The 18,308-nt window shown below is 69.8% G+C and carries 17 protein-coding genes; 11 read left to right on the top strand and 6 right to left on the bottom strand.

Features of this window, described 5'->3' with window-relative positions; genetic code table 11:
* Window positions 1-34: 34 nt before the first annotated feature.
* Together AB4112_RS20690 and AB4112_RS20685 are read right to left on the bottom strand one after the other, a co-directional pair.
* Window positions 35-1,258, bottom strand: coding sequence for an MFS transporter (locus AB4112_RS20690; RefSeq protein ID WP_309797293.1), 1,224 nt, complete (start codon window positions 1,256-1,258; stop codon window positions 35-37).
* A gap of 132 nt (window positions 1,259-1,390) precedes the next feature.
* The gene (locus AB4112_RS20685) at window positions 1,391-2,218 is read right to left on the bottom strand and encodes an oxidoreductase (protein ID WP_441722723.1); all 828 of its coding nucleotides are present in this window, start codon (window positions 2,216-2,218) and stop codon (window positions 1,391-1,393) included.
* 74 nt (window positions 2,219-2,292) lie between these two features.
* Between AB4112_RS20685 and AB4112_RS20680 the strand changes: the two genes are divergently transcribed.
* The gene (locus AB4112_RS20680) at window positions 2,293-2,703 is read left to right on the top strand and encodes a MerR family transcriptional regulator (RefSeq protein WP_309797297.1); all 411 of its coding nucleotides are present in this window, start codon (window positions 2,293-2,295) and stop codon (window positions 2,701-2,703) included.
* Between the two features lie 10 nt (window positions 2,704-2,713).
* Here the strand turns inward: AB4112_RS20680 and AB4112_RS20675 are convergent, their stop codons facing one another.
* Window positions 2,714-3,568 (bottom strand): helix-turn-helix domain-containing protein, encoded by an 855-nt coding sequence (locus AB4112_RS20675; protein ID WP_309797299.1) that lies wholly within the window; start codon window positions 3,566-3,568, stop codon window positions 2,714-2,716.
* A 136-nt stretch (window positions 3,569-3,704) separates the two neighbouring features.
* Here AB4112_RS20675 and AB4112_RS20670 point away from each other — a divergent pair, with 136 nt between their 5' ends.
* Together AB4112_RS20670 and AB4112_RS20665 are read left to right on the top strand one after the other, a co-directional pair.
* Window positions 3,705-4,616 carry a fatty acid desaturase gene (locus tag AB4112_RS20670; RefSeq protein WP_309797301.1) on the top strand — a complete coding sequence of 304 codons (912 nt, stop codon included), beginning with the start codon at window positions 3,705-3,707 and terminating at the stop codon, window positions 4,614-4,616.
* Window positions 4,613-5,476: a phosphate/phosphite/phosphonate ABC transporter substrate-binding protein gene (locus tag AB4112_RS20665; protein ID WP_441722718.1), complete on the top strand. Its 864-nt coding sequence runs from the start codon at window positions 4,613-4,615 to the stop codon at window positions 5,474-5,476. The genes AB4112_RS20670 and AB4112_RS20665 overlap by 4 nt, the downstream gene beginning before the upstream one ends.
* Here the strand turns inward: AB4112_RS20665 and AB4112_RS20660 are convergent.
* Window positions 5,415-5,804, bottom strand: coding sequence for an Hpt domain-containing protein (locus tag AB4112_RS20660; protein WP_309797306.1), 390 nt, complete (start codon window positions 5,802-5,804; stop codon window positions 5,415-5,417). The two genes, AB4112_RS20665 and AB4112_RS20660, sit on opposite strands and share 62 nt — an antisense overlap.
* Window positions 5,805-5,920: 116 nt before the next feature.
* Between AB4112_RS20660 and AB4112_RS20655 the strand changes: the two genes are divergently transcribed.
* Together AB4112_RS20655 and AB4112_RS20650 are read left to right on the top strand one after the other, a co-directional pair.
* Window positions 5,921-6,496, top strand: coding sequence for a TetR/AcrR family transcriptional regulator (locus tag AB4112_RS20655; RefSeq protein WP_441722714.1), 576 nt, complete (start codon window positions 5,921-5,923; stop codon window positions 6,494-6,496).
* An 81-nt stretch (window positions 6,497-6,577) separates the two neighbouring features.
* Complete coding sequence (locus AB4112_RS20650) at window positions 6,578-7,675, top strand: alkene reductase (RefSeq protein ID WP_441722711.1); 1,098 nt, start codon at window positions 6,578-6,580, stop codon at window positions 7,673-7,675.
* A 6-nt stretch (window positions 7,676-7,681) separates the two neighbouring features.
* Here the strand turns inward: AB4112_RS20650 and AB4112_RS20645 are convergent, their stop codons facing one another.
* On the bottom strand, window positions 7,682-7,843 hold the full coding sequence (locus AB4112_RS20645; RefSeq protein ID WP_309797312.1) for a hypothetical protein: 162 nt from the start codon (window positions 7,841-7,843) through the stop codon (window positions 7,682-7,684).
* A 35-nt stretch (window positions 7,844-7,878) separates the two neighbouring features.
* Complete coding sequence (locus AB4112_RS20640) at window positions 7,879-9,678, bottom strand: ABC transporter ATP-binding protein (RefSeq protein WP_309797313.1); 1,800 nt, start codon at window positions 9,676-9,678, stop codon at window positions 7,879-7,881.
* A gap of 146 nt (window positions 9,679-9,824) precedes the next feature.
* Here AB4112_RS20640 and AB4112_RS20635 point away from each other — a divergent pair, with 146 nt between their 5' ends.
* The 6 genes from AB4112_RS20635 to AB4112_RS20610 all read left to right on the top strand — a co-directional run bounded on the left by AB4112_RS20635 (window position 9,825) and on the right by AB4112_RS20610 (window position 18,248).
* Window positions 9,825-11,549 carry a long-chain-fatty-acid--CoA ligase gene (locus AB4112_RS20635; RefSeq protein ID WP_441722706.1) on the top strand — a complete coding sequence of 575 codons (1,725 nt, stop codon included), beginning with the start codon at window positions 9,825-9,827 and terminating at the stop codon, window positions 11,547-11,549.
* A 90-nt stretch (window positions 11,550-11,639) separates the two neighbouring features.
* Window positions 11,640-12,065: a MerR family transcriptional regulator gene (locus tag AB4112_RS20630; protein ID WP_309797315.1), complete on the top strand. Its 426-nt coding sequence runs from the start codon at window positions 11,640-11,642 to the stop codon at window positions 12,063-12,065.
* Window positions 12,066-12,140: 75 nt separating this feature from the next.
* Window positions 12,141-13,280: a thiolase family protein gene (locus AB4112_RS20625; RefSeq protein WP_441722701.1), complete on the top strand. Its 1,140-nt coding sequence runs from the start codon at window positions 12,141-12,143 to the stop codon at window positions 13,278-13,280.
* Between the two features lie 134 nt (window positions 13,281-13,414).
* Window positions 13,415-15,745, top strand: a complete 2,331-nt coding sequence (locus AB4112_RS20620) for a 3-hydroxyacyl-CoA dehydrogenase NAD-binding domain-containing protein (protein WP_441722698.1) — start codon at window positions 13,415-13,417, stop codon at window positions 15,743-15,745.
* Between the two features lie 13 nt (window positions 15,746-15,758).
* Entirely contained in the window at window positions 15,759-17,558 is a 1,800-nt protein-coding gene (locus tag AB4112_RS20615) for an acyl-CoA dehydrogenase C-terminal domain-containing protein (RefSeq protein WP_309797320.1), read from the top strand.
* 141 nt (window positions 17,559-17,699) lie between these two features.
* The gene (locus AB4112_RS20610; RefSeq protein WP_309797321.1) at window positions 17,700-18,248 is read left to right on the top strand and encodes a thioesterase family protein; all 549 of its coding nucleotides are present in this window, start codon (window positions 17,700-17,702) and stop codon (window positions 18,246-18,248) included.
* Window positions 18,249-18,308 lie beyond the last annotated feature (60 nt).

The raw sequence follows: 18,308 nt of genomic DNA, 5'->3' as shown, positions 1-18,308 counted from the left end.
CTCCCTGCCTTCGTCCTCGCCCTCGGCGTTCCCGTCAAGCGCAGCGCGGCGCTGCCCGGCGGCGCAGCAGCTCGGTGCTGTAGAACAGCAGCGCCGCGACTGGGAAGACCAGGCCGACCAGGGTGACCAGGCTCCAGCCGCCCTGGCCGAAGGTGCCGCTGGCGATGGCCGACCCGACGGCGCCGCCGGCGAAGGCGCTGGCGACATAGATGCCGTTCAGACGGCCCCGCGCCTCCGGCGCCAGGGCGTAGATCGTGCGCTGCCCCAGCACCATGTTGGCCTGCACCCCGAAATCCAGCAGGATTCCGGCGGCGGCCAGCACCACCACCGACCCGGCGGCGCCGCCGGCCCAGGCCATGGCGAAGGCGAGCGCGACCGAGGCCAGGGCGCCGCCGGTGGCCGGCCGGGTCCAGCCGCGGTCGGCGACGCGCCCGGCCAGGGGGGCGGCAAGGGCGCCGGCCGCGCCGACCAGCGCGAACAGGGCGATGCCGGACTGGCTATAGCCGAAGCGCGGGCCCGCCAGCTCCAGCGGCACGGCGGTCCAGAACAGGCTGAAGGCGGCGAACATCGCCGCCTGGTAGGCCGACCGTCGCCGCAGCAGCGGGTTGCGCCGGAACAGGGTGCCGAGCGAGCGCAGCACCTGGCCGTAGCGCGGCCCCGGCGCCGGCTGCCACTTTGGCAGGCGCCAGGCCAGCACCAGCAGCAGCCCGACCATCATCAGGGCGGACAGGAAGAATATGGCGCGCCAGCCCGCCACGTCGGCGACCACGCCGGCGATCGGCCGGGCCAGCAGGATGCCGATCAACAGGCCGCTCATGACGTTGCCGACCACCCGGCCGCGGATGGCGTCGGGCGACATGTGCGCCGCCATCGGGATCAGGATCTGGGCGGCGACCGAGCTGATGCCGATCAGCAGGGCGGCGAACAGGAACAGGCCGGCGCCGGGGGCGACGGCGGCGATCGCCAGCGCGACCACGGTGCCGGACAGGGTCACGATCACCAGCCGGCGGTTCTCGATCATGTCGGCCAGGGGCACCAGCAGGATCAGCCCGACGCCGTAGCCGATCTGGGTCAGGGTGACGACCAGGCTGGCGGCCACGGTGCCCAGGCCGACCGACGGCGCGATCAGCGCGATCAGCGGCTGGGCGTAGTACAGGTTGGCGGCGATGGCACCGCAGGCGACCGCCAGCAGGACCGTCAGCGCCCGGGTGATCGTCGGAGCGGCGGGATGCGCGCGACCGGGTTCGCCTGTGGCCATGGCGACGCCTCTCGGAAAACAGGATGGATGATAAGGATCAAATATAGAACATCCCATCCTGTTGCGGTGCACAAAAGTCGGACATGGCAGTGTTGAGCGTTCGGCGCGGCTGCTGTAGAGGCGACCGCCGCGTTACCGGTTCGCCTGCGAGATGCGCCACATCAGCCGGTCCTGCATCCGGTCGGTCAGGAAGCGCTGCAGGAACAGGATCATCCGGGCGCCGCCGCCGGCGGCATAGCGCGTGCGCGGCCGCCGGGCCGCCACCGCGCGGCCGATGATGTCGGCCACCACCTCGGGCGGCGAGGGCATCTTCGACGCCGCCGCCGCCTCGAACATCTTGGCGTGACGGCGGGCGTAGGGGCCGTAGGCGGTGTCGCCGGACATGCGCAGCATGCTCTCATGGGCGATGCCGCCCCATTCGGTCCGGATCGCGCCGGGCTCGATGACGATGACGTCGACGCCGAAGGGGATCAGCTCCATCCGCAGGCTGTCGCTCAGCCCCTCCAGCGCGAATTTGGTGGCGTGGTACCAGGCGCCGAACGGCTCGCCGCCCTTGCCGCCGATCGAGCTGACATTGACGATCCTGCCGCGCTTCTGCGCCCGCATCATCGGCAGGGCCAGCTGGCACAGCCGGGCGGCGCCGAACAGGTTGACCTCGAACTGGCGGCGGGCCTCCTCGACCGGCACATCCTCCAGCGCGCCGTAGCTGCCGTAGCCGGCGTTGTTGACCAGCACGTCGAGGCGGCCGGTCTCGATCCCGATCCGCTCCACCGCCGCGACCAGCGAGGCGTCGTCGGTCAGGTCCAGCGCGACCGGCCGGGCGCCGGCGGCGGCCAGCGACAGCAGGCGGTCGGTCCGCCGCGCCGCGGCGTAGACGGTGTAGCCATCCGCCAGAAGCCGCTTCACGGTCGCCTCGCCGATCCCGGCCGAAGCGCCCGTCACCAATGCCGTCCGGTCCATGTCTTCCTGCTCACCATCCGAGGGAGCTGTCTCTATAAGTGTGGACCTAGGTCCATGGTCAAGGGGCGTTCGGCATGCTGATCTCGGAGTTCGCGCGGGCGGCGGGCCTGAGCACGGACACGGTGCGGTTCTACGTCCGCCGCGGGCTGCTGGCGCCCGAGACCAATGGCAAGGGCGGCCGCAACCCCTACCAGGTCTTCACCGCCGAACATGTGCGCACCGCACGGATCATCCGCCTGGCGCAGTCGCTCGGCATGTCGCTGAAGGAGATCGCCGCGATCGGCGAGGAGTATCGCGACGGCGGCATCACCCGCGAGCGCAGCATCGAGCTCATGAGCGCGCAGCTCGCCCGGCTGGAGCGGAAGGCGGCGGCGCTGGAGGCCGTGACCGGCTATCTCCGCGCCAAGGTCGCCTGGCTCGAGGGCGGCGAACAGGGGCCGGAGCCGGATTTCCCGATCGGAGGCCCGGACGGCGGATGCGCCTGAGGCGGCGATCCTAGCCCAGCCGCGCCCGCAGCCGGCGCAGCATCTTCGGCACGTCCGGCGGCTGCACGCTGGCGCCGCGGATCAGGCTGTCGAAATGCTCCGACAGCGCGCGGATGTGCTCGGTCGAATTGAACAGAAAGTACATGCCGCCGAGATAGATCACCGCCCGCAGCGGCCCGAACACGGTCAGCGGCACGGAATAATGCTGCCGCCCGTCGTAGAAGAACCAGCGGAAGGTCGGGTACAGCTCCTCCACCAGGGCGATCATGTGGTCGAGCTGGCGGGCCCGGATCGAATCGTCGAGGTCGTGCCAGATGCCCTCGCCGCGGGCGAAGCCCTCGATCGCCTGGATCGAGTTGCAGACCTCCATGTCGGTCTCCGGCCGCCGCTGATAGGCCAGGCGGGCGGCCGCGGTCTCGATCCGCTGCTCCGGCCGCGTCGCGGTGAAGTGCTCCAGCTCGTGCCGGATCACGTCGCGGTTCTTCAGCAGGTCGGGCAGGGTGGTGGGGACGTGGCGGATCTTGTAGCCGATCGCCTCGCGGTGCCACGCCACCAGCCGCTCGTCATCGGCCCATTGCGCGTCGCGCTCGATTGCCATGCGCTCGGGCAGGATGTCGGCCGACAGGGGGCCGCGCTGGCTCAGCCCCAGCAGCCAGTCGATGCTGACCTGGCGGGCGGCGGCGATCGCCGCCAGGGTCTCGGCCCGCGGCAGCCGGTCATTGGTCGGCGACAGGATCTGCGACAGGGTCGACCGGTCCATGCCGGCCGCGGCGGCGAAGGCGCTGCGGCTCTGGCCGGAGGCGGCGATGATCTCCTCCAGCCGGCCGCGGAAGGTCTCGATCATCTCGTGCCGGGTCTGTGCCATTGCGGTGTTTCCGAAACAATTCGTGCGAGATATCAACAGTTCGTTTGAGTATACAGCAATCGAGTTGTTTCGTGCGCATTCTCGCGTTGTTCAGCATGGCATTTGGCGAGAGTCTTGATCCGAAGAGGACGGATCAATGGCGGAGACGGTGAAGAGAGCTCGGATCGAATGGCCCACTTGGGCGGTGGCGGCCGCGGCCTATGGCGGCTGGGTGGCGCTGCTCTCGTTCCACGCCTGGCTGCCCTGGCCGGCCTTCATCGCCATCGGCGCGGTGCTGCTGGCCTGGCACGGGTCGCTGCAGCACGAGACCATCCACGGCCATCCCACACGGTCGCGCCGGATCAACGCCGCGATCGGCTGGGTGCCCCTGTCGCTGTGGCTGCCCTATGCCAGCTATCGCGACCTGCACCTGCACCATCACCGCGAGGCGCATCTGACCTCGCCGGTCGAGGATCCGGAAAGCTACTACGTCACCGATGCCCGCTGGTCGTCGCTCAGCCCAGCGGGGCAGGCGGTGCTGCGCTTCAACCGCACCCTGCTGGGCCGCTTCCTGGTCGGCCCGGCCCTGGCTTGGTACGGGCTGTGGGCGGCGGAGCTGCCGCTGCTGCGCCGTGACCGGAAGGTCCGCGCCGTCTGGGCGCTGCATCTGGCCGGGGCGGCCGCCATCCTCGCCATCGTCACCGGCGTCTTCGGCGTCCCGCTGATGGTCTATGTCGCGACCTGCTACGCCGGCACCGCCCTGTCGCAGCTGCGCTCCTTCGCCGAGCACCGGGCCGGGCCGGAAGGCCTGCGCACCGCGGTGGTCTCGTCCGGGCCGTTCTTCTCGCTGCTGTTCCTCAACAACAACCTGCATGTGGCCCACCACGCCCGGCCCGGCCTGGCCTGGTACCAGCTGCCGCGCTTCGCCGCCGCCAACGACTCCGCCGCCGTGGCGCAGCGCGGCGCCGGGTTGTATCGTGGCTATGGCGAGATCGCCCGGCGCTACCTGTTCCGCCCGGTCGACGCGCCGGTCCATCCCGATTTCGACGAAGAGCGCCGCGCCCGATGACCTCCGTGCCCGGCACGGCCAGCCTGCTCCAAGCCAGTCCGCTCCAAGCCAGCTTGCCGATGTACGACCTGCCGGAGGTGCGCTGGGCCACCGATGCGCTGTGGTCGGCGGTGGCCGAACGCCTTTCGGCGGACCATGTCGCGGCGCCGCCGGCGCTGACCCGTGGCCCGGCGTTGCCCGATCTGTGGACCGACCCGGCGCTGCTGTTCAGCCAGACCTGCGGCAACCCCTATATCAGGCGCTTCCGTGACCGGCTGCGGCTGGTGGCGACGCCATGCTACGCCGCGCCCGGCTGCGACGGGCCGCGCTACCGCAGCCAGCTTGTGGCGCGGGCGGGCGGGCCGGAACGGGCCCTGGCGGATTTCCGCGGCGCCGTCTGCGCCGTCAACGAATGGGACAGCCTGTCCGGCTGGGTCGGCTTTGCCGCGGTGCTGCCGGAAGCGCCGGACCGGTTCTTCGCCGGCGCGGTGGTCACCGGCGCTCATGTCGCCAGCCTGGCCGCCGTGGCGGCTGGTGAGGCCGACATCGCCGCGATCGACTGCGTCACCCATGCGCTGCTGCAGCGCCACCGACCCGCCGCCCTGGCGGGGCTGCGCGTGATTGGCAGCACCGCCCCGGCGCCCGGGCTGCCTTATGTCACGCGGCGGGGGATCGACGACGGCACCGTCGCGGCCCTGCAGCGAGCGCTGCGCGATGCGCTGGCCGACCCGGCGACGGCCGAGGCGCGTGCGGCGCTGCTGCTCGATGGGATCGAGATCCTGGGCGAGGCGGATTACGACACCATCCCGGCGGTGCCGGTCAGCATTCCTCCTCCCGCTCCAGCTCCTCTTCGCCGCCGCGCCACATCGCCAGCGCCCTGAGGGTTTCGGCAACGCGGGCCTTGACCACCTTGGCCAACTCCTGCGGCCGGCCGGGCTGGCTTTCCGCCTTGCCGGCCAGGGTGTCGGCCAGGTCGATCAGGGTGCGGGCGCCGCAGATCGCGGCGCAGGATCGCAGGGCGTAGGCCTCCAGCGCAACCGCCTCGCGGTCGCCGGAACCGGCCGCGGCGCTGATCGCGGCGGCGCGCTCACCCAGCTCCTCCACCAGGTCGTCGATCATGGCGCGGCGGGCCGCCCCGTCGAAGCCCTGGAGGTTGCGCTCCAGCGCCGCAGGGTCGAACAGGTATCGCGGGTCGCTGCTGGTCGTCATGGCCGTGCTCCTCCGCCTCCCCTTCATATCGCTTCGCCGGGCCGGGAGTTCCAGGCGGCATGTGCCGCGATGCGGGTCGGCTTGACTTCCGGAACGGCCAGTCCATATATCCGGCCATGGCTCAAACGCTCGGACGCCCCCGCGAATTCGACCCCGACGCCGCCCTCGACGCGGCGATGGCGGTGTTCTGGCGCCAGGGCTACGAAGCGACCTCGCTGGATGACCTGACGCGGGCGATGGGCCTCAGCCGCAGCAGCTTCTACGGCTGCTTCGGCTCGAAGCGTGACACCCTGGTTGCGGCGATCCGCCGCTACGGCGATCTGCGGCTGGCCGACCTGGAAAAACTGGTCGAGGCCGAGCCGGATGCCGGGCGGGCGCTGCGCACCGCCGTGGCCGCGCTCGCCGGTGTCGGCGGCAGCCGCGAAGGCTGTTTCCTGATCAACTGCACGGTCGAGCTGGCGCGGCAGGACCCGGAGGTCGAACGCCTGGGGCGCCGGCATCTCGAACGGCTCGAGGCCGTGCTGGCCAGGCTGCTCGCCCGCCATGTCGGGGCCGCGGACGCCGCCGCAGTCACGGCGCAGGCCCGGGCGCTGCTGTCGCTGGCCACCGGCGCGTCCGTCATGCGCAAGGCAGGCGCCGAGCCCACCACGATCGACGAACTTCTGGCCGCCGCCGAACCGCTGATGCGGTAGCGCGGGCCGGGGATTTTTGCGTTAACCCTTGCTCAATTATGGACTGACCAGTTCAAAAAGAGCGTCGACCTGGAGAGATTGATGTCCGTACCGAAGCTGTTCACGCCGACCCGGATCGGCGACCTGGAAGTGCCGAACCGGCTGGTGATGGCGCCGCTGACGCGCAACCGGGCGCTGCCCCAGGGCGACGTGCCGCACGCGCTGAACGCCGAATACTATGCCCAGCGCGCCACGGCAGGGCTGATCATCAGCGAGGGCACGCAGATCTCGCCGGAGGGCAAGGGCTATGCCTGGACCCCGGGCATCCACAGCGCGGAACAGGTCGCCGGCTGGCGGCTGGTGACCGACGCCGTGCACCAGGCCGGCGGCCGGATCGCGGCGCAGCTGTGGCATGTCGGCCGGGTCTCGCACACCGTGCTGCAGCCGGACGGTGCCGCGCCGGTCGCGCCATCGGCGATCACGCCGAAGGCGCGGGTCTATGACGGCGAAGGCTTCGTCCCGTCCTCGGCGCCGCGGGTGCTGGAGACCGATGAGATGCCGCGGCTCGTGCGGGACTTCGTCCATGCCGCGAAGCAAGCCCGCGACGCCGGCTTCGACGCGGTCGAAATCCACGCCGCCAACGGCTACCTGCTCGACCAGTTCCTGCGCGACGGCAGCAACCAGCGCACCGACGCCTATGGCGGCTCGATCGCCAACCGGGCGCGGCTGCTGTTCGAGGTGGCGGAAGCGGTGGCGGCGGTGTGGGGGCCCGGCCGGGTCGGCGTCCGTCTCTCGCCATTCTCCAATTTCGGCGACATGACCGACAGCGACCCGGTGGCGACCTTCGGCCATGCCATCGAGGGCCTCAGCGGCCTCGGCGTCGGCTACCTCCACATGGTCGAGGGCCAGACCGGCGGCACCCGCGAACTGCCGCCCGGCGCCGACATCCAGGCGCTGCGCCGGCGGTTCAAGGGCAGCTACATCGCCAACAACGGCTATGACCGTGACCTGGCGATCGAGGCGGTGGAGACCGGCCGGGCCGACGCGATCGCCTTCGGCAGGCTGTTCATCGCCAATCCCGACCTGGTCGACAGGCTGCGCCACGGCGCGCCGCTGAACCCGGCCGACCAGGAGACCTTCTACGGCGGCACCGCCAAGGGCTACACCGACTATCCCGCCCTGAGGCAGGCCGCAGCCTGACCCTGGCTACTCCGACTTCGGCGCCAGTGCGGACGCAGCGTCACGCGCCGTGCTGACGCCGAGGTTGAAGCCGATGTAGAGGCCGATGCCGAGGCCGAAGATCAGGGCCCAGACGGCGAACCAGCGCATGCCGCGCAGCCGCTGCTGCAGCTTTTCGATCTCGGTCATCGGTGCTTCCCCCAAACGTCCTGAGCCGTGGCCCGTCACACCGGCCACGGCGACAGCTCCTCGTCATCGGCGGTCTGCAGCGCCCACAGCCGGGCATACAGGCCGCCGCCGGCGATCAGCTCGGCATGGCTGCCGATCTCGGCGACGCGGCCATGGTCGAGCACATAGATCAGGTCGGCGTTGCGCACGGTCGACAGGCGGTGGGCGATCATCAGCGTGGTGCGGCCGGCCATCAGCTGGGTCAGGGCCGCCTGGACCTGCCGCTCGCTTTCGGTGTCGAGCGCCGAGGTCGCCTCGTCCAGCAGCAGGATCGGCGCGTTCTTCAGCATGGCGCGGGCGATCGACAGGCGCTGGCGCTGGCCGCCGGACAGCTTCACCCCCTGTTCCCCGACCAGGGTGTCGTAACCCTTGGGCAGGCGCAGGATGAACTCGTGCGCCGCGGCGCCGCGGGCCGCGGCCTCGACCTCCTCCTGCGTCGCCGAGGGGCGGGAATAGGCGATGTTGGCGCGGACCGTGTCGTCGAACAGGGTGATCTCCTGGCTCACCAGCGCCATCTGCCCGCGCAGCGAATCCAGGGTCAGGCTGCGCACGTCGTGGCCGTCGATCGCGACCGAACCCCCGGTCGCGTCGTAGAAGCGCGGGATCAGGTTCAGGATGGTCGACTTGCCGGCGCCGGACGGGCCGACCAGCGCCGCCGTCTTGCCGGCCGGCACCTCCAGGGTCACGCCGCGCAGCGCCGGGATCTTCGGGCTGTAGGAGAACTGGACGTCGGTCAGGGTGATGCGGCCGCGGCAGCTTTCCAGCGCGATGGCGTCGGGCGCGTCGCGGATCGTCGGCACCTCGTCGATCGTCTCGAACACCCGCTCGGCGGCGGCGAAGCCGGAGGACAGGGTGTTGTGCAGGCTGGCCAGCCGCTTCAGCGGCTCATAGGCCATCAGCAGCGCGGCGATGAAGGAGAAGAACGACCCGGGGGTGCGCGAGCCGGAGACCACCTCGTTGCCGCCGTAGAGGATGACGATGACGATGGCCAGGCCGGACAGGGTCTCCAGGATCGGGTTGGTCGCCGAGCTGACCCGCATCGCCTTCTGCCGCAGCCGGGACACCTCGTTGATGATCTTGGCGGCCCGGTTGGTCTCGCGCTCCTCGGCGTTGTAGGCCTTGACGTGGCGGATGCCCTGGAAGACCTGGCCGAGATGGTTGTTGAGTGAGCCGTACTGGGTGAAGGTCTTGCCGGTGATCTTGCGGATGCGCTTGCCGATCTGCAGCACCGGCAGCACGGTCAGCGGGAAGATCACGAAGGTGGCCGCCGCCAGCTCGATGTCGGTGTAGAACATCACCGCGATCAGGGCGATCAACGACAGCAGGTCGCGGCCGATGCCGGTGATGCCGGTCGCGACGGCGCCGTACATCGACTGCACGTCGTTGGTGAAGTGGCTGACCATCCGGCCCGAGCTGGTGTCGTGGAAGCTGGCGAGGTCGGCCCGCACCCGGTTGCGGAACATCCGCACCTGCAGCTCCGCGATGATCAGCCGGCCGACATTGTTCAGGATCACGCCCTGGGCGTAGCCGGTGACGCCCTTGACCAGGAAGATCACCATCACCGCCGTGGCCAGCGGCCACAGCAGGGCGCCGTTCCGCTCGGTGAAGATGCCGTCGATCACCGGCTTCATCACCCAGGCCGAGGCCGCGGTGGTCGCCGCCGTCAGCGCCATGCAGACCAGCGCCATGACCACCTTCGGCCAATGCGGCCGGATGTAGTTGCGCAACAGCCGCTGCGAGATCTCGCGGTCGCTCAACCGCCGCGGCTGCGGCTTCTTGTCCTTGCGCTGGGCCAAGGTGATCCGTGGGCTGGTGTCGGGCGGGCCGTTAAACCACGCTATCGGCTGCCGTTCAACCTTGCGGCCGGAACCGATCGCCGATTACATCGCTGGGATAAGGCCGCGCGCCGGCCGGGTAAAGATCGTTTGGGGGAGAGACCGACATGACGGACGTGGCTGCCTCGGACCGCCCGCCCGCCTGGGCCAGGCTCTACCCGCCCGCCATCTCCTGGGACCGGCCGATCGAACCGCGTCCGCTCTACGCCATCCTCGACGACGCCGTCGCGCAGTTCGCCGGCCGGCCCTGCGCCACCTTCATGGACAAGACCTTCACCTACGGCCAGATCGGCGATCTGGTGGCGCGCGCCGCCAAGGGCTTCCAGGCCGCGGGCGTGACCAAGGGCAGCCGGGTCGGCCTGTTCCTGCCCAACTGCCCCTATTTCGTGATCTGCTACTTCGCGCTGCTGAAATGCGGCGCCGTCGTCGTCAACTTCAACCCGCTCTACGCCGAGCGCGAGCTGATCACCAACATCGACGACAGCGGCGTCGAACTGATGGTGACGCTCGACCTGGCGCAGCTGCACGCCAAGCTGGCGCCGCTCTTGGGACGCACAGCGCTGAAGCGCATCCTGGTCTGCCCGATGGCAGGCATCCTGCCGTTCCCCAAGAACCTGCTGTTCCCGATCGTCAAGCGGCGCGAGGTGGCGAAGGTGCCGCGCGACGGGCGATACCTGCGCTGGGCCGAGCTGGTCGGCAATGACGGCCGCTTCGCCCCGGTGCCGATCGCGCCGGTGGACGATCTGGCGGTGCTGCAATACACCGGCGGCACCACCGGCACGCCGAAGGGCGCGATGCTGACCCATGCCAACCTCTATGCCAACACGGTCCAGGCCGGCTGCTGGTTCGAGGGCATGGTGCCGGGCCAGGACCGCATGCTGGGCGTGCTGCCGTTCTTCCACGTCTTCGCCATGACCGTGGTGATGAACCTGTCGATCTGGGCGGGGGCGGAGATCATCATGCTGCCGCGCTTCGAGCTCGACACCGTGATGAAGACCATCCACGAGAAGAAGCCGACCCTGTTCCCGGCGGTGCCGACCATCTACACCGCGATCGCCAACTACCCCGACCGGGCCAAATACGACCTGTCGTCGCTGAAGCGCTGCATCTCCGGCGGGGCGCCACTGCCGCTCGAGGTCAAGAACGCGTTCGAGGCGGCGACCGGCTGCAAGCTCGTCGAAGGCTACGGCCTGTCGGAAAGCTCGCCGATCGCCACCTGCAACCCGCTCTACGGCATCAACAAGGCGGGGTCGATCGGCATCCCGCTGCCGCAGACCATGATCGAGATCGTGTCGCTGGACGACCGCACCACCGTGATGCCGACCGGCGAGCGCGGCGAGGTCTGCATCAGCGGCCCGCAGGTGATGAAGGGCTACTGGCACCGGCCGGAGGAATCGGCCGATGCGCTGTTCGGCGGCCGGCTGCACACCGGCGACGTCGGGTACATGGACGAGGACGGCTACACCTTCATCGTCGACCGGATCAAGGACATGATCCTGTGCTCCGGCTTCAACGTCTATCCGCGCAATGTCGAAGAGGCGATCTACCTGCACCCGGCGGTCGAGGAATGCGTGGTTGCCGGCCTGCCCGACGCCTATCGCGGCCAGACGGTGAAGGCCTATGTCCGGCTGCGGGCCGGCCAGGCGCTGACGGCCGAGGGGCTGGTCGCCTTCCTGCACGACAAGCTGTCGCCGATCGAGATGCCGAAGCTGATCGAGTTCCGCGACAAGCCGCTGCCGAAGACGCTGATCGGCAAGCTGTCGCGCAAGGCGCTGCTGGAGGAGGAGGCGGCGAAGGCGGCCCAGCCGGAGGTGGCGCGGGCCGCCACCTGATCGCCGCCGATTGACCGGACGCTCCGGCTGCGCTACTTTACGTTTACGTAAACGGCATGCCCTCTCAACGCAGTCGGAGGCGGATCGGCCATGGAGGCGGAAACCCAGGAGAAGCGCGACGTCGAGCAGCGCAGCTACTCGATCGGCGACCTCGCCGCCGCGTTCGACATCACCCCGCGCAGCATCCGGTTCTATGAGGATGAAGGCCTGCTGTCGCCCGAACGGGCCGGGCTGACGCGCATCTACAGCCATCGCGACCGGGCCCGCCTGGCCCTGATCTGCCGCGGCAAGCGGCTCGGCTTCTCCCTGGCCGAAATCAAGGAGTTCCTCGACCTCTACGCCCGCGACCACCGCAAGGTCGAGCAGATGAGCTTCTTCCTCGGCCGCGCCCGCGCCCGACGGGCCTCGCTCGAGACCCAGCTGGTCGACGTGCAGCAGACCATCGAGGACCTGCGCGGCATCGAGGCCGAGATCACCGATTTCCTGAAACGCGAAGGGGCGCTGCCGGAAGGCTGAGCCGCCCGCCACCCGATCCGCACGGGGCGTGTTCGCGCGCCCACGACAAGAAGAGCTGAGGAGCCTGAGACCATCATGGACACGAGCGTCGTCATCGCCGGCTTCAAGCGGTCGCCCTTCCATCTCGCCAACAAGGGCGAGCTGCGCCGGGTGCGGCCCGACGATCTGGTCGCCACGGTCGTCAAGGCGCTGGTCGCCGAGACCGGGGTCGACCCCGCCGCGATCGAGGATCTGATCCTGGGCTGCGCCTTCCCGGAGGGGGAGCAGGGCTTCAACATGGCCCGCATGGTGGTGTTCCTGGCCGGCCTGCCGCAGTCGGTCGGCGGCGTCACCGTCAACCGCTACTGCGGGTCGTCGATGCAGGCGATCCACCAGGCCGCCGGCGCCATCCAGATGGGCGCGGGCGAGGCCTTCCTGTGCGCCGGGGTCGAGAGCATGACCCGGGTGCCGATGATGGGCTTCAACCCGGCGCCGAACCCGAAGCTGGCCGCCGAGATGCCGCAGGCCTACTTCAACATGGGCGTGACCGCCGAGAACCTCGCGGTGAAGTACCAGATCACCCGCGAGAGCCAGCAGGACTTCGCCATCCGCTCGCAGCAGCGCGCGGCCAAGGCCTGGACCGATGGCAAGTTCGCCGCAGAGGTCGTGCCGATCGCGACCCGGGACGGCACGGTCGAACGCGACGGCACCATCCGCCCCGACACCAGCCAGGAAGGCCTGTCGGGCCTGAAGCCGGCCTTCGACCAGAACGGCACCGTCACCGCCGGCACCTCAAGCCCGCTGACCGACGGCGCCTCGGCGACGCTGGTCACCAGCGAGGCCTTCGCCAAGGCCGCCGGCCTGCCGATCCTGGCCCGCATCAAGTCGATCGCGGTGGCGGGCTGCGCGCCGGAGATCATGGGCATCGGCCCGGTCGACGCCAGCCGCAAGGCGCTGAAGCGCGCCGGGCTGACCATCAAGGACATCGACGTGGTCGAGCTGAACGAGGCCTTCGCCGCCCAGGCGCTGGCGGTCGGCCATGACCTCGAGCTCGACTGGGCCAAGACCAACATCGACGGCGGCGCCATCGCGCTGGGCCACCCGCTCGGCGCCTCGGGTGCCCGGATCACCGGCAAGGCGGCCACGCTGCTGCAGCGCGAGGGCGGCCGGCTGGCGCTGGCTACCATGTGCATCGGCGGCGGCCAGGGCATCGCCACCATCCTCGAAGCCGCCTGACCATCTGACGATTTCCGTCCCACCCTTTCCCGTCATTCCCGCGCAAGCGGGAGTCTCGTCCAGGTCTGCATGAGATCCCCGCTTGCGCGGGGATGACGGCCAGGGGAAGCGAGGGCGACCAGGGAGCTGAGACCATGGATATCAAGCAAGTCGCGGTGATCGGCGCCGGGGTGATGGGCAGCGGCATCGCCGCACACTTCGCCAATGCCGGCGTGCCGGTGCTGCTGCTCGACATCGTGCCGAGGGATGCGCAGAACCGGAACGTGATCGCCGATGGCGCGCTGGCGCGCATGGCCAAGACCGACCCAGCGCCCTTCATGTCGACGGCGGCAGCGAGGCTGGTCGCCACCGGCAACACCGAGGACGACCTCGGCAAGCTGGCCGGCTGCGACTGGATCGTCGAGGCGGTGCTGGAGGACCCGAAGGTCAAGCAGGACCTCTACGCCCGCATCGAGCAGGTGCTGAAGCCGGGGGCGGTGGTCTCCTCCAACACCTCGACCATCCCGCTGGCGATCCTGACCGAGGGCCGGTCGGAGCCCTTCCGCCGCGCCTTCATGGTCACCCATTTCTTCAACCCGCCGCGCTACATGCGCCTCTTGGAGCTGGTGGTCGGGCCGGACAGCGACCCGGCCCTGGTCGCCGGCATCCGCCGCTTCGCCGACATCGCGCTCGGCAAGGGCGTGGTCGACTGCAAGGACACGCCCGGCTTCATCGCCAACCGCATCGGCACCTACTGGATCCAGGCCGCGGTCAACGCCGCCATCGATCTGGGCCTGACGGTCGAGGAGGCGGATGCGGTCGCCGGCCGGCCGATGGGCGTGCCCAAGACCGGCGTGTTCGGGCTGATCGACCTGGTCGGGCTCGACCTGATGCCGCACATCGCCAAGAGCCTGCTGGCCACCCTGCCGAAGGACGACCCGTACCGCGACATCTATCGGGTCGAGCCGGTGATCGAGAACCTGATCGCCGACGGCTACACCGGGCGCAAGGGCAAGGGCGGCTTCTACCGCCTCAGCAAGGCCACCGACGGTGCCCGGGTGAAGGAAAGCGTCGACCTCAAGACCGGCGCCTGGGCGAAGTCGGACAAGCCGAAGCTGGACAGCGTCGAGGAGGCACGCCGGGGCGGGCTGAAGGCGCTGGTCGGGTTCGACGACAAGGCCGGCCGCTTCGCCGCGACGGTGCTGGGCCAGACCCTGTCCTACGCAGCCGGGCTGGTGCCGCAGATCGCCGACACCGTGGTCGCGGTCGATGAGGCGATGCGCCTGGGCTACAACTGGGGCTTCGGCCCGTTCGAGCTGATCGACCAGGTCGGCGCCGACTGGCTGATCGGCTGGCTGGAAACCCAGGGCAAGCCGGTGCCGGCGCTGCTGAAATCCGCGCAGGGCCGCAGCTTCTACCGGGTCCAGGATGGCCGCCTGCAGTACCTTACCACCGGCGGCGACTACGCCGAGGTGAAGCGGCCGGACGGCGTGCTGCTGCTGGCCGACATCAAGCGCACAGCCAAGCCGATCGCGAAGAACGGCTCGGCGGCGCTGTGGGACATCGGCGACGGCGTCACCTGCTTCGAGTTCATCTCGAAGATGAACAGTCTCGACGACCAGACCATGGCCTTGCTGGGCGAGGCGATCCGCATCACCGCGTCGAAGTACAAGGCGATGGTGATCTACAACGAGGGCACCAACTTCTCGGTCGGCGCCAATCTCGGCCTCGCCCTGTTCGGCATCAACATCGCGCTGTGGCCGCAGATCGAGGCGCTGATCAAGGGCGGGCAGGACGCCTACAAGGCGCTGAAATTCGCTCCGTTCCCGACCGTGGCGGCGCCCGCCGGCATGGCGCTGGGCGGCGGCTGCGAGATCCTGCTGCATTCCGCCGCGATCCAGGCCCATGCCGAGACCTATTGCGGCCTGGTCGAGGTCGGGGTCGGGCTGATCCCCGGCTGGGGCGGCTGCAAGGAGATGCTGCTGCGCGCCAACGCTCAGCCGAAGCGCCCGGGCGGCCCGATGCCGCCGCTGGGCCAGGTGTTCCAGACCATCGGCACGGCCCAGGTGGCGAAATCGGCCTTCGAGGCGAAGGATCTGCTGTATCTCCGCCCCGCCGACGGCATCACCATGAACCGCGACCGGCTGCTGGCCGACGCCAAGGCCAAGGCGCTGGCGCTGGCCGAAGGCTACCAGCCGCCCAAGCCGGCGGTGGAGATTCGCCTGCCGGGCCCGACCGCCCGGACCGGCTTCGCGCTGGCGGTGGGCGACCTGGCGCGCACCGGCAAGGCGACGCCCTACGACGTCGTGGTCTCGGACAAGCTGGCCTATGTGCTCTCGGGCGGCGACACCGACATCACCGAGACGCTGACCGAGGATGACGTGCTGGCGCTGGAGCACGAGATGTTCAGCCAGCTTGTGCGCCTGCCCGGCACCATCGCCCGCGTCGAGCACATGCTGACCACCGGCAAGCCGCTGCGGAACTGAGAGGACTCGAGAGATGCCCAGCTACAAGGCCCCGCTCGACGACATCCGCTTCGTGCTGCACGAACTGCTCGATGTCGGCCAGCTCGCCAAGCTTCCCGGCTATGAGGAGGCGACGCCTGATACCGTCGACGCCATCCTGGAGGAGGCGGCGCGCCTCGCCGAGAACGAGCTGACGCCCCTGAACCAGCCCGGCGACGAGGAGGGCTGCCGCTTCGAGAACGGCGTCGTCTACACGCCGAAGGGCTTCAAGGAGGCGTACCGCACCTTCACCGCAGGCGGCTGGACCGGCCTGTCGGCCGACCCGGCCTATGGCGGCCAGGGCATGCCCAAGGCGGTCAACTTCGTGATGGAGGAGGTGCTGTCCTCGGCCAACATGTCCTTCGGCATGTATCCCGGCCTGTCGCAGGGCGCCTACAACGCGATCGAGGCCTATGGCGACGAATCGCAGAAGGCGACCTATCTGCCCAAGCTGGCCGACGGCATCTGGTCCGGCACCATGTGCCTGACCGAACCGCATTGCGGCACCGATCTCGGCCTGATTCGCACGAAGGCCGAACCTGCGGCTGACGGCGCCTGGAGCATCACCGGCACCAAGATCTTCATTTCGGCCGGCGAGCACGACCTGACCGAGAACATCATCCACCTGGTGCTGGCCCGGCTGCCCGACGCGCCGCCCGGCATCAAGGGCATCAGCCTGTTCGTGGTGCCGAAGTTCCTGCCGAAGGAGGAGGGCGGGTCGGTCGTCGCCGGCCCCCGCAACGGCATCGCCTGCGGCTCGATCGAGCACAAGATGGGGGTCAAGGCGTCGTCCACTTGCGTGATGAATCTCGACGGCGCCACCGGCTGGCTGGTCGGCGAGAAGCACAAGGGCATGCGGGCGATGTTCGTGATGATGAACACCGCCCGGCTCGGCGTCGCGCTGCAGGGGCTGGGCGTGGCCGAGGTCGCCTACCAGAACGCCGTGACCTATGCCAAGGACCGGCTGCAGGGCCGCTCGCTGGCCGGCACCCAGGCGCCGGACAAGCCGGCCGACCCGATCATCGTCCATCCCGACGTGCGCAAGAACCTGCTGACCGGCAAGGCCTTCGCCGAAGGCGCGCGGGCGCTGGGCTACCTGGTCGGCATCAACATCGACCTCTACACCAGGCATCCCGATCCGGCGGTGCGGCAGCAGTCGAACGACTTCGTGTCGCTGATGACGCCGATCCTGAAGGCCTACTTCACCGACATGGGGCTGGAGGTCGCCACCCGGTCGCAGCAGGTGCTGGGCGGCCACGGCTACATCAGGGAATGGGGGATGGAGCAGTTCGTCCGCGATGCTCGCATCGCCCAGATCTACGAGGGCGCCAACGGCATCCAGGCGCTCGACCTGGTCGGCCGCAAGATGCCGCAGGACATGGGCCGGCTGCTGCGCAGCTTCTTCCATCCGGTCGACGCCTTCATCCGCGAGGAGGCCGAGAACCCGGCGATGCTGGAATTCGTCGGCCCGCTGGCAAAGGCCTTCGGCAAGCTGCAGCAGGCCACCGCCTGGATCGCCCAGAAGGGGCTGAAGGACCCGGAGGAGGCGGGGGCCGCGTCGACCGACTACCTCAAGCTGTTCGCCCTGGTGGCGATGGGCTGGATGTGGGCGCGGATGGCCAAGCTGGCGCTGGAGAAGGCGCCGAAGGCCGAGGGCCGGGCCGGATTCTACGACGCCAAGCTGAAGACGGCGCGGTTCTTCATTCAGCGCATGCTGCCGGAGACCGGGTCGCTGTTCATCCAGATCATGGCCGGCAAGGCGCCCCTGATGGCGCTGGAGGCGGAGGCGTTCTGAGGGGCCTCTTCGCGCCGCGTGTAACTCTGACTGTCATTGCCCGGCTTGACCGGGCAATCCAGGGGCCACGAAGAGCCGCTCTGGTGGCCCCTGGATGCCACGGTCGAGCCGTGGCATGACAAACGGGCGGATGGGACGCCGATGAACCTCTATCTCCGCCTCATCCGGGTCATGCTGGCGGCGCTGTTCGGGCGCCGCATCGGCATGTTCGACGACAGCGTGGTCGCGTTCCGGGTGTGGCCGAACGACCTCGACCTCAACCTGCACCTCAACAACGGCCGCTACCTCACGGTGATGGACCTCGGCCGCACCGACCTGATGATCAGGGCCGGGCTGGTCGGCATCATCCGCCGCCAGGGCTGGATGCCGGTGATCGCGGCGGTGACCATCCGCTACCGCCGCTCGATCCCCGCCTTCGCCCGCTACAGCCTGCGCAGCCGGCTGCTGGGCTGGGATGGGAAGTGGCTGTATCTCGAGCAGAGCTTCGAAAATGCCTCCGGCGCGGCCGCGGCCCATGCCGTGGTCAAGGCCGCGTTCCGCCGCCGCGGCGGCGCCGTGCCGACCGCCGAGATCGCCGCCGCCTTCGGCTGGCAGGGCGACGCCCCGGACCTGCCGGCCTATGTGCTGGCCCTGCGCGACGGCGAGGAAGCGATGCGCGACGGCCTGCGCGGGGCGTCCCGGGCCGCCTGACCGCCTGCCTTGTTCTTGCCCCGACGCCGCGTCAGGCTGGCGCCGGAGTCGGATGGGGAG

The sequence above is a fragment of the Inquilinus sp. 2KB_23 genome, assembly GCF_052115705.1.
Classification (GTDB): Bacteria; Pseudomonadota; Alphaproteobacteria; order DSM-16000; family Inquilinaceae; genus Inquilinus; species Inquilinus ginsengisoli_A.
Note: the sequence above shows the minus strand (reverse complement) of the source record. Positions and strands in the feature narration are given on the sequence as shown.